We start from the raw sequence: 15,001 nt of genomic DNA, 5'->3' as shown, positions 1-15,001 counted from the left end.
CTGATCCGATATCGGATCGGGGTCGTAGACAGGCAAGACCCTTATCAAGCGACAGTACAGTAATGGCAACTCCCCCGGCCACCGCGCCTGCACTCCTCTGGTTCCGACGCGATCTCCGCCTGGCGGACAATCCGGCCCTGCACGCCGCCATACGCTCCGGGCGACCGCTCGTCTGTGTCTACGTGCGCGATCTGGAAACGGGTCACCGATATTCTCCGGGCGCAGCGTCCGACTGGTGGCTGCACCATTCCCTGACGGCCCTGAATGCGGACATCGAAGCCCGGGGCGGCCGGGCAATCAGTCTTCATGATGGCGATCCGGAAGTCGTCATTCCCGAAATCGCCACCCGTTTGGGCGTCGCTGAAGTGTTCTGGAACCAGACCGGATGGCCTTGCCAGAACGAGCGTGACACCCGCATCGCCGACAGTCTGAAGGATGAGGGCATCACGCCGCGCGGCTTCAAGGGCGTCACCCTGGTCCACCCGCCTAAACTGCTCAACGGCTCCGGGGCGCCCTACAAGGTCTTCTCCGCCTTCTGGCGCGCCGCGCTCAAGGATCTGGCGCCCAAGGATGTCCTGCCTGCACCTGAGAGCCTTCCCAAGGGCCCGGACTGCCCCGGCACCGATCTGGAAGACTGGGGGCTTCTGCCGAGCAAGCCGGACTGGGCGACAGCGTTCGGACCGCGCTGGACCCCGGGTGAAGCGGCGGCCCACAAACAGCTCGATGCCTTCCTGGCCGAAGATCTGGCGGACTATCCCACCCATCGCGACCGGCCGGACCTGGATGAAACCTCCCGCCTTTCCCCGCATCTGGCTTGGGGCGAAATCTCTCCCCGCGCGGTCTGGCACCGGGTCAAGCTGCAGGCGGAGTCCACGGGTCAGTTCAAGGCCGCCGACAAGTTTCTCGCCGAGATCGGCTGGCGCGATTTTGCCTATTATCTCGCCTGGCATTTCGAGGATTTGCGCACGATCAATTTCAACCGGGATTTCGACCATTTCCCCTGGCGTGACCATGCGGAAGGGCTGGAAGCCTGGAAACAGGGCCGAACCGGTGTCCCGATGGTCGATGCCGCCATGCGTCAGCTTTGGCAGACCGGCTGGATGCATAATCGCACCCGGATGATCGCCGCCTCCTATCTGATCAAGCATATCGGCTGTGACTGGCGTGACGGCATGAAATGGTTCGAGGACACGCTGGTCGATGCTGATCCGATGGTGAATGCGGCCAGCTGGCAATGGGTTGCCGGATCCGGTGCCGATGCCGCCCCCTATTTCCGGATCTTCAATCCGGCCACCCAGGGCGAGAAATTCGATCCGTCGGGCAAGTATGTGCGTAAATTCGTGCCGGAACTCCGCAGTCTGCCGGACCGTCACATCCACGCGCCATGGGAGGCGTCCGAGGGTGAATTGCTGCGGGCGGGTATCGTGCTGGGCAAGTCCTATCCGCGTCCCGTCGTCGACCTCAAGGAAGGCCGGGAACGGGCGCTGGAAGCCTATCAGAGCATGAAAACCGCTGTCGCCTAGTCGTTGCGGAGCACGTAGCGGATATCCTGCCCGCGCGCCTGGAAGGCACATCCGACCCAACGGCCGGTCTCGTCATACCAGAGATCGGCCGTCAGCGTTCCCGTGATCCGGATCCGGCGGGCCTGCACCGCACCATTCGGCGTCTGCAGCGTCTCGATCCCGAAATCCTCGATCTCGACATCCATCGGCTCGCCGGTCTCGGTGTTGAACACGCGGTCCAGCTGCGGGTCATAGCCGCGCCAATGGCTGGACAGAGGCAGGACCGGCAAATCGCCTCCCGAGAGCGTCACACCCGTCTCCTCGCCATCATTGAAGGTTTCAGCAATCAGGCTGACCAGCTCCCCATCCCGCCAGATTTCCCGGGAATCATGGCTGTAGCGGAACAGGGTGATCGGCCCCAAGCCTGCGCGGAGGCGGACATCGACATCCACTTCCAACTCTCCGTCCCCCAGCTCGCGGAAGCGGACAACATGCTCACCGAAGGGCGTGCCATTGCGGTAGACATCAAACACGATGTCATCCGGGGTATCGGCGTAGGCGCTGGCAGGGGCCAGCCAGAGGGCGGCCATCAGGCTCACAATCGCGTGTTTCATGCTCATGGATACGTTCCGAATGTGCAAATGGATGCCTCGCGCATTGAATTTTCCGGTCCACTGGACGACATAGGCACTCAATCGAGAGCCTTTGGGAGCAAAATCGTGTCCGCTGCAGCCTCCGTCATCGACCTGATCGGTCACACGCCCCTCCTCCGTCTCAACAAGGCATCCGAGGAGACCGGGTGCGAAATCCTCGGCAAGGCAGAATTTCTCAATCCGGGCGGTTCGATCAAGGACCGTGCTGCGCTCGGCATCATACGCGCTGCACAGGCCGATGGCTCGCTGAAACCGGGCGGCACGATCGTGGAAGGCACGGCGGGCAATACCGGTATCGGTCTGGCGCTGGTCGGCCGTGCGCTGGGCTATCGCGTCGTGATCGTCATGCCGCGCACCCAGACCCAGGAAAAGAAGGATGCGATCCGGCTTCTGGGCGCTGAACTGATCGAAGTGGATGCGGTCCCCTATTCCAACCCCAATCACTATGCGCGCTATTCCGGTGTGCTGGCCGAGGACATGAATGCCAGCGAGCCCAAGGGTGCCATCTGGGCCAACCAGTTCGACAATACGGCCAACCGGCATTTCCACGCTGCCACGACGGCGCAGGAAATCTGGCAGCAGACCGATGGCAAGCTGGACGGTTTCATCTGTGCTGTGGGCTCCGGCGGTACGCTGGGCGGGGTGTCCGATGGACTCAAGGCGCTCAACCCGGACATCCAGATTGGTATTGCCGATCCGGGCGGGGCGGCGCTCTACGGCTATTTCGCGCATGGCGAGCTGAAATCGGAAGGCACCTCCATCACCGAAGGCATCGGCCAGGGCCGGATCACGGCGAACATCAAGGATGTTGTGGTCGACAAGGCCTACCGCATCCCGGACGAGGAAGCCCTGCCGATCATTTTCGACCTGATCACCGAGGAAGGCCTGTGCCTGGGTTCGTCCTCGGGTGTGAATATCGCCGGTGCCAAACGTCTGGCCCGCGATCTGGGTCCCGGCCACACCATTGTGACCGTGCTGTGCGATCATGGCTCGCGCTATCAGTCGAAGCTGTTCAATGTCGCCTTTCTCAAGGAGAAGGGCCTGCCCTACCCGGCCTGGCTGGACACATGACCGATCCGATCATCACCGCAGCCGAGGCCGTCGCCCTGCACAATCAGCCCGGCACGGTCTTTCTCGATGCCAGCTGGACCTTCAGCGGCGGGCCGGAATACCGGGCCGAGGGCTATATCCGCGGCGCCCGCCCCTTCGATATCGACACGGTCAAGGATGAGGCCAGCGATCTGCCGCACATGCTGCCGGCACCAGACGTGTTCGAGCGTCATGCGCGCGGTCTTGGCCTGAAACAGGATGACACGCTGATCGTCTATGACCGGATCGGCTTTTTCTCCGCGCCGCGGGTCTGGTGGATGTTCCGCACGATGGGATTTGAACGGGTCCGCGTCCTGTCCGGTGGATTGCCCGCCTGGATCAAAGCGGGTGGGCCGGTCGACGCAGCGCCAGCCACGATCTGGCCGGCCGGAGACTTCACGGCAGACTTCCAGCCTCACCGTGTCACCGACCGGGCTGGGGTGCTCGAGGCTATCGAGACGAAGTCCCACGCCGTGCTGGATGCCCGTCCGGCAGGCCGTTTTTCCGGGCAACAGGCCGAGCCCCGCGCCAGCATGCGCAGCGGGCACATGCCCGGAGCGTTGAACCTCCCTTTCGGGCAATTACTGGATGCGGACTGGCACCCGCATGGCGAGATCGAGCCCTTCTCCGCGGCAGGCCTTGATCCGGACGCGCCCGTCATCACCACTTGCGGATCGGGCGTGACCGCCTGCATCCTCGCCCTGGCCCTGGAACGCGAAGGCCGGGTCGCGACCGTATATGACGGGTCCTGGTCCGAATGGGGCCGCCGTACCGACACACCGATCCACACGGATGAAGAGTGACCATGAAAGACGAAACCCAGCTGACACGCCTCGGCCGCCCGCATGATGAACGCGGGCAGATCAACCCGTCCGTGGCGCGCGGCTCGACCATGCTCGCCCCGTCTGCCGAGACGCTCTACAATTTCCCTGAAGGCCGCACGCATTACGGCCGGGTCGGACTGGAAACCCATAATGCCTTGCGCGACGCGCTGTCAGGCCTGCAGGGCGGTGCCGGAACGGCGCTGACCTCGTCGGGACTGATGGCGAATACGCTGTCCATCCTGGCCTCGGTTGAGGCGGGCGGCCGTGTGCTGGCGGCCGATTGCATCTACGGCCCGGTGCGCAATTTCCTGACGACGGTCCTGCCGAAATTCGGTGTGAAGACCGAATTCTTTGCCCCGGACATGGGTGCCCAGATCGCGGACCTGATCACGGATGATGTCCAGGCCATCCTGCTGGAAAGCCCGGGCAGTCTGACCATGGAGCTGCAGGACATTCCCGCCATTACCAAAGTGGCGCGGGAAAAGGGCGTGATCACCATTATCGACGATACCTGGAGTGCAGGCCTGACGCTGAAACCGCTCCAGCTGGGTGTGGATTATGCGGCCCAGGCCCTCACCAAATATATCGGCGGACATTCGGATCTTCTGATGGGCGCCGTCGTCGCCCGTGACGAGGCGCTGTTCCAGCGCCTGCAGAGCACGGAGCGCAGTTTCGGTTTTCATACCGGTCCGGACGATGTCTATCTCGCCCTGCGCGGCATGCGCAGCCTGGCCGTTCGCATGGAGCGCAGCTTCCAGTCCGCCATGACGCTGGCCGCCTGGCTGAAAACCCGGCCCGAGGTCGGCCGAATTCTTCATCCGGCACATGAAGATCACCCACAGAATGCTCTGTTCAAACGGGACTTTTCTGGCGGGTGCGGCCTGTTCTCGGTCGAGTTCCCCGGCTGGGATATCCCGCGCTCGGAACGCTTCCTGGATGCCCTGGATATCTTCGGCATGGGCTTTTCCTGGGGCGGTTTCGAAAGCCTCGCCATCCACTGCGACCCGCAATTGAAGCGCACCCAAACCGCCCACAAGCATGAGGGCGCGCTGATCCGCTTCTCCATCGGCCTGGAAGCCCCGGAAGACCTGATCGCAGATCTGGAAAAGGGATTTGCGGCGGCGAACGGCTGAGGCGCTGTACGCTTTGGCGCGTCATCATACCCGCGCCAAAAGGCGCGCAAGCGCGACCGCGCGCCGGCGCCTGATGCGCCGCCCCATCGGAGGCGTGAGCGAAGCGAATTGCCGTGAGATCGGGAAATGGCGCCCCCGGCAGGACTCGAACCTGCAACCATCCGCTTAGAAGGCGGGCGCTCTATCCGGTTGAGCTACGGAGGCGGATGCCGTGTGGCGGAAGACTGTCGAGCCTAGTGCGACCAGGGCTGTTTGCGGTCGGCCGAGAAATTGTCGGCATAGGATTTTTCATACCGCTTGGGCTCGTGTGGCTCGACCAGCTGGAAGGGAATGCCTTGGCGCTTGGCATAGGCCACGGCCTCTTCCTGGCTTTCAAACTTGAGCTTGATCTGGCTGCGCATGTCGGAGCTGGAGGTCCAGCCCATCAGCGGATCCGGCTTGCGAGCCATTTCCGGCGAAAATTCCAGCACCCAGTTCTTCATCTTGCCGCGACCGGACTGCATGGCATTGCGTGCCGGACGATAGATTTTCGCAAACATGCGGCTCTCCCGTTCAATCCCGTCAGTCGTGGACCGTTTCGGCCCGTCCTGGCAATGGTCGGAGCGGCAGGATTCGAACCTGCGACCCTCTGGTCCCAAACCAGATGCGCTACCAGGCTGCGCCACGCTCCGTTCAGCGCCCTTATGTAAGCGCGCCCGTCTTTAGGCAAGCCTAAGGCGTATCCTCAGATGCATCCTCTGCAGCGGGCTCTTCGGCGACCGGAGCCGCTTCGGCTTCGACATTGCCGAAAATGGCATGCTGGACGGTGTCACCGGGGCGCAGGCCCAGCTCGATGGCCTGACCGGCCGCGAGTTCCAGAACGCCCGCCACATTGGCATTGGCCGGCAGGCTGCGGCGCGATTCGGACTGGGCATAAGCAATGATCTTCACGATCGTGCCGGCCTCATCGATATAGACCAGATCCAGATCGACCAGCGTGTTCTCCATCCACATGGAGGCGCGCTGCGGCGGGTTGTAGTGGAACAGCATGCCAGTACCGGCCGGAACCTCTTCGCGCCACATCAGGCCGCGCTGCATCTGCTCCTGCGTGGTCGCCAGCTCCGCCATCACGGTGAAGCGCTGCTCCCCGGATGCCAGAATGACCGGTTCGGGACCGCCGAATTCAACAAGGCTTTCTTGCGCTGTCGGATCGACAGGCGTCTCCGTCTGGGCCCAGACCGGCTGGGACAGGCCCAGGATGAAAAGCGGAAGGATCAAAGTACGCATGGCGGCGAAGCTAGCCCCAGCCTGCGGGCGGTGCAATGCTTTCGCGCAACCGGAATGCGCCTTGTGCAGCACGACTGGCCGGGCGGGTTTGCGCCGCTTCTGCCGGGACAAAAAAACGGGTCTCTCCGGTTGGAAAGACCCGTTACAGCTTGGCCGGCCCCAGGTCGCCGATCCGACCCGGGCCGAACGGCCATGCGGCTCAGCCGCGGCCGTTGAAGATGTCCCGGAGGGAACGGGACAGGACAGGCGCGATCAGCCTGCCGAAACCGGTTTGATTTCCGCTGCGAGCGCCCCTTTGGGCCCCTCCACGCAGCGAACCTCCAGCGGATCGCCCGGCTGGACATCTTCCAGGCCCGCACGCCGCAGTGTGGCGGCATGGAGGAAGACATCGCCTTCGATCTCGACACAATTCACGAAGCCATAGCCCCGAAGCGGGTCGAACCACTTCACGACGGCCTGACTGAATGGTGCATTGGAGACAGCATAGGGATGAAAACGCCGCGGACGGCTGGCCGCCTCGCTGTCCCCGCCCGTCATCTCGACAAGTTCCACGGCCTGGCGACCCTTGTCGCCATTGACGGCCTTGCAGATGATTTTTGCGTTGGGAAGCGCCGGTCCCTGTCCGAACCGCCGTAAACAGCTGGCGTGAAGCAGGATATCCCCCTGCCCGTCCTCCGCGTCGATGAAACCGTAGCCGCGTGCAGGATCATACCATTTAACGCGGCCCTCCAATTGAAGAACTTCAGTGTCTTCAAAAACCTCGTGAGCCAGAACCATAACTTCACTCGCTTAGACAACCCTCAAGAGAAGTTTTTATAGCCAAATATCAAAACCGAGAGAAGCCGATTCCACCAATTAGTTGCTTAGAAAGACTTCGAAATCTAGGTGTTGAGAGCCATTCTCAAAGGAAAACCCACAATATGTTGGGGTTCATACAATTGTCATCCGCTACCTGATGAGATTATTCATAGTTAATTAAAAGTGAAAATTTTCGCCTGATACGCGAAAAATAAGCGAGTGACCGGTGTTCACTTAACGGTAAGGCTGCCGTAATGCGCGCAGAGCGTGTCGGTTTCAGCGATCAAAATTCAAAAAACCGGCCAGCAGACGGATCAATCGAGCTGCGCTCTGAGTCGATCGCTCTCCGCGGCGCGCTCCACGGCCTCGCTGGAGCGGTAGATCGCGCTGTTGGACCCATGTTCCGAACATTCCACGGATTCCACCCAGCATCGTCCCTGCGTCGCCTGACGGACAATCTCATCAGCCTTGTTGAAGGCCAATTCCGCCATGCGTTCACAACTCGTACCCGGGACGATGCGGACATCGGCCAGCCCCTTCGCGCCCAGCGCTTCCAGCGTAGGCCGCTCCGGATCATCTTCAGCGACCAGCAGGGTGTGATCGAACATTTCGTGCAGCCAAGCCTTGATCAGGCCGAAACCGCCCTTGCCGAAATCCAGAACCCAGCCCCGCTTGTCCAACTGTTCCGCCGCGAACACGAAATGGAAGCCGAAGGAATAGCCATGCAGGAGATTGCAATGACTGTCCGCCGCCCACTGGCGCGAACAACAGGTCAGGCCACGCTCATTGCCATAGGATTTGGTGGAAAGATGGGCCATGCCCGTGCACTCCTGAACCTTGCTTGCCCAAGCTTCGCCGGGCGGAGAGCGCCTATAGCCTGCCACGCCTGCAATCGCAAATCTGCAGCATCCAGGCGCGTCTAGCTGACCAGTTTCTGATCAAGCAGCCAGCGGCGCAGCAACAGCGATAGCACAAGCGCATCGACCAGGAAGAAAATCCAGTCCGGTGAAAACCCCTCGTAAATGGGATTACCCGTGAATTCGAACCACATGGCCACGCGCAGCACGAAGGCGATCCCGAAACTGACCAGAGGCGCCATGCGATACCCGGTCAGGAAAACCAGACCAACGGTCACCGCAATGCTGGCTTCCCGACCTGCAATCGCGAAACGGAGCCAGTCCGGCTCCAGTTGGAGAGCCTGGGCCGTGGGCAGGCCGAGCATGGTGTTCTGCGGATCGAGCGTGTCGAGGATCAGACTGGTCAGCACGAAAATGCCGAACAGGAATTGAAGTCCCAGGAGCGTCTTCAGAGCTATTTCGAGAAACCGCGCATACGGGTTCAAACCGCACCCCATCCAAGCTAGCAAGCCCAGCGAGGAAAACAGCAATTGCTGTTCCGAACAAGGAATATTGATGTTGGGAGTTCAAGCACCGCTGGCAGGCCCTAGGGGAATCGAACCCCTCTTTCCAGGTTGAAAACCTGGCGTCCTAACCGATAGACGAAGGGCCCGCGGCGATGAGGGCCGTCGTATAAGAAAGCTCGAGACGGCTGGCAAGCAGGAATTTCGGAAAAACGTCACTCTTGTGCAGTGGCCAGGTCATCCAATTGCAGTTGCACCCTCCGGCGCCCCTGCCAGGTATCAAGTTTTATGCGGCCGGAGGCATGGAAGAGCCCCTCGCCCGCTTTCAGCAGTGCTTCACCCATGGGCTCATCGGCACAGCGAAAGGCAATGCCCTGGACCGGTGTTCCGGCCATGTCCTTGAGCGTGAAGCGAACATGATCCTTGCCGACCCGTTTGGCGAACCCTACCCGCATGCGCGGCAGGACGAAGCGGGGCTCCGGATTGGCCTGGCCATAGGGTTCGGCCCGGGACAGAAGCTCAGCCAGCTCCACGGTCACGCCAGCGGCGCTCAGCACGCCGTCCAGCTGCAGGGCCATGGCATCCCCCGCCGCAGCCAGTTCCGGCGCCAGGCGCTCATCCAGGAAGGCGACCAGCTCATTGATGCGGTCAGCCTCCACGGTAAGCCCGCCCGCCATGGCATGTCCGCCGCCGGCGATCAGCAAGCCGGCTTCGCGGGCCGCTGAAATCGCACCGCCCAGATTGACGCCGGGTACGGAGCGTCCGGAGCCTTTGCCGGTACCCTTGCCGGTCTTGCGATCGAGGCCGATGATGATGACGGGTTTGGAGAACTTCTCTTTCAGCCGGCCTGCCACGACGCCGATCACGCCGGGATGCCAGTCTTCACCCGAGGCGACCAGAACCGCCCGGTCGCTGCCCTGACGCTCCAGCTGCGCCAGAGCCGCCTCCTGCACGTCCTGCTCTATCGCGCGGCGTTCTGCGTTGAGGGAATCCAGTTCCCGGGCCAGTCTTTCGGCCAGTGCAGTATCTTCGGTCGTCAGCAGGCGCGCGCCCAGATCGGACCGGCCTACCCGGCCGCCGGCATTGATCCGGGGGCCGAGCAGGAAACCGGCATGATAGGTGGAGGCCTCGCCCTCGACGCTGGACACGTCGGCCAGGGCCTTCAGGCCGGTTTGCTGCCATTGGCCCATCACACGCAGTCCCTGGGCCACCAAGGCGCGATTGATACCGGTCAGGGCCACGACATCGCACACCGTGCCCAGAGCGGCCAGGTCGATCCATTGCAGAAGGTCCGGCTCATTGTCCGGCGTGATCTTGCCGCGGCGGCGGCCTTCGCGATTGAGGGCCGCCAGCAGGACGAAAGTCACGCCCGCCGCGGCGAGATGACCGCAGCCGGATGTGTCATCAGGCCGGTTCGGATTGACCAGGGCGGCGGCGGGCGGGAAATCATGATCCATCAGGTGATGGTCGATCACCACAATATCCAGCCCGATCCCGGCGCCATGCTTGAGGGCTTCATGGGCGGCGGCACCGCAATCGAGCGTGACAACCAGCTCGGCACCGCGTTCGCGCAAGGTTTCAAACGCCGCCGCCGAGGGGCCATAGCCCTCTTCGATACGGTCGGGGATATAGATCTCCGCCTCATGACCGAAATGCTGCAGCCACCGCCAGAGCTGGGCTGCGGAGGTGGCGCCATCGACATCATAATCGGCGAACAGGGCCATGCGGCGCCCGGATTCCAGCGCATCCCATATCGTGGCCGCCGCCAGATCCATATCGGCCAAGCTGGACGGGTCGGGGAAGCTGTCACGCAGACGCGGGGTCAGGAAGGCCTGGGCGTTTTCTGGCGCAATGCCCCGCCCCGCGATCACGCGGGCCAGGGCGTCGGGAATCTGCATTTGCCGGGCAATGATCGTGGCGGCGCTTTCATCGGCCTCGCGCAGGCACCATTTGCGCCCGCACAGCGAGGTTTCCACGCCCAGAAGGGCCTCGGCCGCCGGAGGGGCAACAGCGGCCGCAGGGGCCGCTGTCACGTCCAGGACATCATCGCTCGTCGTGGTCGTCATATCCCCTCGGCATCAACTCAGGCCGGACGGGCGGTCCGGATGCGGCGCACGGAATAATCCGCTGAGTCGAGCAGAAGCGTATGCGTATTGACCAGACCACCGGATTTGGTGACGCCGTCCACGAGGTCACCATCGGTGACACCCGCTGCCACAAAGAGGCAATGGCTGGCAGCCAGCTCGGACAGATCATATTTGCGATTGAAATCGGTCACACCGACGCGGGTGGCGCGGGCTTTTTCGTCTTCATTGCGGAAAACGAGGCGGGCCTGCATCTGACCACCGATACAGCGCAGGGCCGAAGCCGCCAGCACGCCCTCGGGCGCACCGCCCTGGCCGATATACATGTCGACACCGACACCCAGACCGGCCGCGCCCATGGCACCGGCGACATCGCCGTCGGGGATCAGGCGGACACGGCCACCGACCGCCTTTACGCCATCAATGATCGGCTGGTGACGCTCGCGCTCGAGCACGCAGACCGTGATTTCCGACACGTCGACGCCCTTGGCCTTGGCCAGGTTCTTCACATTCTCTTCCGGGCTGGCATCGAGATCGATGACACCGGCCGGCAGGCCGGGGCCCACCGCGATCTTGTCCATATAGGTATCCGGCGCGTGCAGCAGGCCGCCGCGCAGGGCGAAGGAGACCACGGCCAGGGCATTGGCCTGACCCTTGGCGGTCAGCGAGGTGCCTTCCAGCGGATCCAGCGCAATGTCGATTTCCGGACCTTCGCCGGTGCCGACTTCCTCGCCAATATAGAGCATGGGGGCTTCGTCGCGCTCACCCTCGCCGATCACGATACGGCCCTGCATGGGCATGGCATTCAGACCGGTACGCAGCGCGTCCACGGCGGCCTGGTCAGCCAATTCCTTCTCGCCCTTGCCGATCCAGTCGGACGCGGCCACAGCCGCAGCTTCGGCCGCGCGGACAGCCGCAAAGGCCAGGCTGCTTAAGGCATTCGTATCGCTCATCTCATGTCTCCGGTAGTGACCGGTCCCCCCGGGACAGGTCCGTCTTGATCAATGTCCTGTCTCGTCCTGCGGGGGCGTGGTGCGGGCCTGCCCCTCATTGACGAATTCATCGGCGCTGGACTGACCCGGCTCCCGGATCAGGCGGTTGGCCTCTTCATCCAGCTGCTCACGCGCCTGGATCAGTCGCAGGGCTTCCCGGTCCAGCGCATGGGCTTCCTCTGGTGAAAGCGATGTTACCGGTACCACCGTGGGCGCATCCCGTCTATCCCCGTCCGCCAGACGGTCTTGAACCCAGTCAGGCCGGTCGGCTTCATCGGCCACGAGGCCGGAAGCGGCGCAGCCGGTCATCAGTCCGGACAGGATCACAAGCGTGACAAAGCGATGCATGGCGACTCCTCGCGCTGGACGCGCGTTGCGCTTTCTATACGCTGTTGCCTGCCTGAGTCACCCGCGAAGAACAAGGATTCGCCATGGCGAGCCCGTCCGATACCGACACCAAGACACGCAGCAATACCGGAAAGACGCAGGACAAGGCTTCATCCGCACAGGACGCCTGGTCCGCCTTCTCCGACGCGGAGATGGAAACGCTGGACCACATGTCCCGCAATCTCATGCAAGCCTCCCTGATGTCGCAGGAATTGATGAGCGATGTCATGCAGAAGGCGCTGGAAGGTGACCCTGTCCTGCCCAATGCCGACCCGTTCCACGCCGCTCCGGAATTCAATGAGGTCTGGGCGAAGATCGCCAACCAGCCCGAATTGATGATGCGGGCCCAAGCCGATCTGATGAAGGGCTATATCGATCTCTGGTCCAACACGACCAAGCGGGTGATGGCCGGTGAAGCCGATCCGGTGATCGAGCCGGAAAAAGGTGACAAGCGCTGGCGTGACGAGGATTGGAGCGCCAATCCACTCTTCTCGGCGATCAAGCAATCCTATCTGCTCAACCAGCATTTCATGCTCGGCCTGGTCCAGTCCGTGCCCGGCGTGGACGAGCGCACGCGCCGCAAGGTGGAATTCCTCACCAAGCAGATGACGGACGCGCTCTCGCCGACGAATTTCGCCCTGACCAATCCGGAAGTCCTGCGCGAAACCTGGAAATCCAAGGGCGAGAATCTCACTCGCGGCCTGCAGAATCTACTCAAGGACCTGGAAGCCGGCCATGGCCGGCTCGCCCTTACCCAGACTGATATGGACGGGTTCGAGGTCGGCAAGGATCTCGCCACCGCGCCGGGCAAGGTGGTGTTCCAGAATGATGTGATGGAGCTGATCCAGTACGCGCCGAGCACCGAGACGGTGAAGAAGCGCCCGCTGCTGATCGCGCCGCCCTGGATCAACAAATTCTACATCATGGATCTGCGGGAGAATAATTCGATGATCCGCTGGCTGGTCAGCCAGGGTTTCACGGTCTTCCTGATTTCCTGGGTCAATCCGGGGCCGGAGCTGAAGGACAAGACCTTCTCCGATTACATGCATGAAGGCCTGTTCGCCGCCCTGCATGCGATCGAAGCAGCGACCGGCGAAAAGAGCGTCAATGCCGTGGGCTATTGCGTGGGTGGAACCCTGCTCGCCACGGCGCTGGCCTGGCTCAAGGCAGACGGGCATGAAGACCGGATCGCCTCGGCGACCTTCTTTGCCGCCCAGACCGATTTCGAGCAGGCCGGCGATCTCTGCCTCTTCGTCGATGAATACTGGCTTGGCGAGATCGAGCGGATCATGGACAGCCAGGGCGGCATTCTCGATGGCCGCTCCATGGCGGACACGTTCAACCTGCTGCGCTCGAACGATCTGATCTGGTCCTTCGTCGTCAACAATTACCTGCTCGGACGCCAACCGCAGGCTTTCGACCTGCTGTTCTGGAATGCTGACCAGACCCGCATGCCCAAGGCCCTGCACCTGTGGTATCTCGACAATCTCTATCACAAGAACAAGCTGGCAAAGGGCGAGCTGGAACTGGATGGTCACAAGATCGACCTGTCCAGCGTGAAGACGCCGGTTTACATGCAGGCCTCACGCGAGGACCACATCGCCCCCTACCCCTCCGTCTACCGTGCCGCCAAACTGTTCGGCGGGCCGGTGCGCTTCCTGATGGCTGGTTCCGGTCACATTGCCGGGGTGATCAATCACCCGGACGCCAAGAAGTACCAGCATTGGACCTATGACAAGCTGCCGGCCAAGGTTGAAACCTGGGTCAAGAATGCGACCGAGCACCCCGGATCCTGGTGGGAGGATTGGCGCGACTGGCTCTATCAGCGCGCGGGCGAGGATGTCCCGGCCCGCGAGCCGGGTGCCGGCGATCTCAAACCCCTGCGCGATGCGCCGGGCGAGAATGTCATGGTGCGCTCGGACGAACGGCTGAAGAGCACGCCCTGACGCTTAGCGGCAGCGCTGTCCGCGTCCGGCAGGGTCTGTCCGGTTATTCGTGTGCGGCGCATCGCTGTCCGTGCAAGATCCTCGCGATCCGCCCCGCCCGCCATTGACCGGATCCCCCGGATCCACATCCGTCACCGATCTCGGCTGTTGCGTCCGTTGCGGCGCACGTGGCGCATTGGGCCCGCGTCCACATCCGGCACGGTCGGCATAGCGCCCGTAATCCCGATCCGTCACACCGGAACAATTGGGATTGGTGGCACAGCCGGAAATCACGGCGCCAGCGCCCACCATCAAGCCTGCCCCGGAAACCCGGGTCAGGAAAGAACGTCGATTCATGGGTGTTTTCTTGGCCATGCCCTATCCCCTTCATGTCCGGGGGCCAGCATAGTCACAATTTGCAACCAGGCGATACCCTGTTCGGGGGAGGTGCGGATCAGCGCTCGAAGCTGACCCGTACCGGCGCCCGGCGCCCCGGGCCCTGCATGGCTGTGCGGACCAGGGAATTGAAGCGCAGATTGGTCATCATGACCTGATCATCGAAATGGTCGGCCAGCAAATCATTGTCGACGATGAATTCCGCTTGGCTGTCCGGTGCCGGTGCGGAGAAATAGATCCAGGCAAATTCGCCATCTGCCTCGGCCCCGATATAGGTCAGATCGATCAGATTGCCGGCACTGTCACCCATGCGGAAATAGGTCGCGGCATACTCGCCGATCGCCGCCAGACCGGCCTCGGTCTGCAGCCAGGTTTCCGCCGGTTCTGACTCTTCACCGACGGCTTCAAGCAGATCGTGACCATAGACGCGATGGATGACTTCCATCTCACCCGTGCGCGGATTGACCGAAATCTCGGTCACGCCGGCATGGACGCGGTGCGCACTGGCGGGGGCTGCCAGAAGCAGCATCCCCGCCAGAACGGTCATCCAGGTGCGAAGCCGAAGCTTGCGCATGCGCTCTCCTTGTCCTTG

General features: G+C 62.5%; 16 protein-coding genes and 3 tRNA genes. 5 read left to right on the top strand and 14 right to left on the bottom strand.

Annotated features, from left to right (window positions below; translation table 11 throughout):
* The first annotated feature begins 62 nt into the window (after positions 1 to 62).
* Entirely contained in the window at positions 63 to 1,523 is a 1,461-nt protein-coding gene (locus I0K07_RS07820) for a cryptochrome/photolyase family protein (protein ID WP_203292283.1), read from the top strand.
* Here the strand turns inward: I0K07_RS07820 and I0K07_RS07815 are convergent.
* A complete protein-coding gene (locus tag I0K07_RS07815) occupies positions 1,520 to 2,122 on the bottom strand; it encodes a DUF6134 family protein (RefSeq protein WP_203292282.1) in 603 nt (200 codons plus the stop codon). The two genes, I0K07_RS07820 and I0K07_RS07815, sit on opposite strands and share 4 nt — an antisense overlap.
* A gap of 99 nt (positions 2,123 to 2,221) precedes the next feature.
* On the opposite strand from I0K07_RS07815, the gene I0K07_RS07810 reads away from it, so the two are divergent.
* The 3 genes from I0K07_RS07810 to metC are packed head-to-tail and all read left to right on the top strand — an operon-like array spanning position 2,222 to position 5,201.
* Positions 2,222 to 3,226 (top strand): cysteine synthase A, encoded by a 1,005-nt coding sequence (locus I0K07_RS07810; protein WP_338041044.1) that lies wholly within the window; start codon positions 2,222 to 2,224, stop codon positions 3,224 to 3,226.
* On the top strand, positions 3,223 to 4,047 hold the full coding sequence (locus tag I0K07_RS07805) for a sulfurtransferase (protein ID WP_203292280.1): 825 nt from the start codon (positions 3,223 to 3,225) through the stop codon (positions 4,045 to 4,047). The genes I0K07_RS07810 and I0K07_RS07805 overlap by 4 nt, the downstream gene beginning before the upstream one ends.
* Positions 4,048 to 4,049: 2 nt before the next feature.
* Positions 4,050 to 5,201 carry a cystathionine beta-lyase gene (gene metC / locus I0K07_RS07800; protein ID WP_203292279.1) on the top strand — a complete coding sequence of 384 codons (1,152 nt, stop codon included), beginning with the start codon at positions 4,050 to 4,052 and terminating at the stop codon, positions 5,199 to 5,201.
* A gap of 127 nt (positions 5,202 to 5,328) precedes the next feature.
* Here the strand turns inward: metC and I0K07_RS07795 are convergent.
* From I0K07_RS07795 to I0K07_RS07745, 11 genes are all read right to left on the bottom strand, one after another.
* Positions 5,329 to 5,405 (bottom strand) — tRNA-Arg (locus tag I0K07_RS07795).
* 29 nt (positions 5,406 to 5,434) lie between these two features.
* Positions 5,435 to 5,740, bottom strand: a complete 306-nt coding sequence (locus tag I0K07_RS07790) for an ETC complex I subunit (RefSeq protein WP_203292278.1) — start codon at positions 5,738 to 5,740, stop codon at positions 5,435 to 5,437.
* A gap of 55 nt (positions 5,741 to 5,795) precedes the next feature.
* A tRNA-Pro gene (locus tag I0K07_RS07785) sits at positions 5,796 to 5,872 on the bottom strand.
* Positions 5,873 to 5,912: 40 nt separating this feature from the next.
* On the bottom strand, positions 5,913 to 6,467 hold the full coding sequence (locus I0K07_RS07780; RefSeq protein WP_203292277.1) for a DUF192 domain-containing protein: 555 nt from the start codon (positions 6,465 to 6,467) through the stop codon (positions 5,913 to 5,915).
* Between the two features lie 252 nt (positions 6,468 to 6,719).
* The gene (locus I0K07_RS07775; protein WP_203292276.1) at positions 6,720 to 7,244 is read right to left on the bottom strand and encodes a cold-shock protein; all 525 of its coding nucleotides are present in this window, start codon (positions 7,242 to 7,244) and stop codon (positions 6,720 to 6,722) included.
* A 335-nt stretch (positions 7,245 to 7,579) separates the two neighbouring features.
* On the bottom strand, positions 7,580 to 8,083 hold the full coding sequence (locus tag I0K07_RS07770) for a 6-pyruvoyl trahydropterin synthase family protein (RefSeq protein ID WP_203292275.1): 504 nt from the start codon (positions 8,081 to 8,083) through the stop codon (positions 7,580 to 7,582).
* 101 nt (positions 8,084 to 8,184) lie between these two features.
* The gene (locus tag I0K07_RS07765) at positions 8,185 to 8,607 is read right to left on the bottom strand and encodes a hypothetical protein (RefSeq protein WP_203292274.1); all 423 of its coding nucleotides are present in this window, start codon (positions 8,605 to 8,607) and stop codon (positions 8,185 to 8,187) included.
* 92 nt (positions 8,608 to 8,699) lie between these two features.
* A tRNA-Glu gene (locus tag I0K07_RS07760) sits at positions 8,700 to 8,774 on the bottom strand.
* 66 nt (positions 8,775 to 8,840) lie between these two features.
* Complete coding sequence (gene recJ, locus I0K07_RS07755; protein ID WP_203292273.1) at positions 8,841 to 10,691, bottom strand: single-stranded-DNA-specific exonuclease RecJ; 1,851 nt, start codon at positions 10,689 to 10,691, stop codon at positions 8,841 to 8,843.
* 17 nt (positions 10,692 to 10,708) lie between these two features.
* Positions 10,709 to 11,662: a class II fructose-bisphosphatase gene (gene glpX, locus I0K07_RS07750; protein WP_203292272.1), complete on the bottom strand. Its 954-nt coding sequence runs from the start codon at positions 11,660 to 11,662 to the stop codon at positions 10,709 to 10,711.
* A gap of 48 nt (positions 11,663 to 11,710) precedes the next feature.
* The gene (locus tag I0K07_RS07745) at positions 11,711 to 12,049 is read right to left on the bottom strand and encodes a hypothetical protein (protein ID WP_203292271.1); all 339 of its coding nucleotides are present in this window, start codon (positions 12,047 to 12,049) and stop codon (positions 11,711 to 11,713) included.
* Between the two features lie 83 nt (positions 12,050 to 12,132).
* Between I0K07_RS07745 and phaC the strand changes: the two genes are divergently transcribed.
* On the top strand, positions 12,133 to 14,034 hold the full coding sequence (gene phaC / locus I0K07_RS07740) for a class I poly(R)-hydroxyalkanoic acid synthase (protein ID WP_203292270.1): 1,902 nt from the start codon (positions 12,133 to 12,135) through the stop codon (positions 14,032 to 14,034).
* A gap of 3 nt (positions 14,035 to 14,037) precedes the next feature.
* On the opposite strand, the gene I0K07_RS07735 is transcribed toward phaC, so the two are convergent.
* Both I0K07_RS07735 and I0K07_RS07730 read right to left on the bottom strand, forming a co-directional pair.
* On the bottom strand, positions 14,038 to 14,370 hold the full coding sequence (locus I0K07_RS07735) for a twin-arginine translocation signal domain-containing protein (RefSeq protein WP_238934678.1): 333 nt from the start codon (positions 14,368 to 14,370) through the stop codon (positions 14,038 to 14,040).
* A gap of 97 nt (positions 14,371 to 14,467) precedes the next feature.
* Positions 14,468 to 14,983: a DUF6702 family protein gene (locus tag I0K07_RS07730; RefSeq protein ID WP_203292268.1), complete on the bottom strand. Its 516-nt coding sequence runs from the start codon at positions 14,981 to 14,983 to the stop codon at positions 14,468 to 14,470.
* Between the last annotated feature and the right edge of the window lie 18 nt (positions 14,984 to 15,001).

Source organism: Maricaulis parjimensis, assembly GCF_016817355.1.
GTDB lineage: Bacteria > Pseudomonadota > Alphaproteobacteria > Caulobacterales > Maricaulaceae > Maricaulis > Maricaulis parjimensis.
The sequence above is the reverse complement of the archived record's forward strand: the minus strand, read 5'-3'. Positions and strand labels throughout refer to the sequence as shown.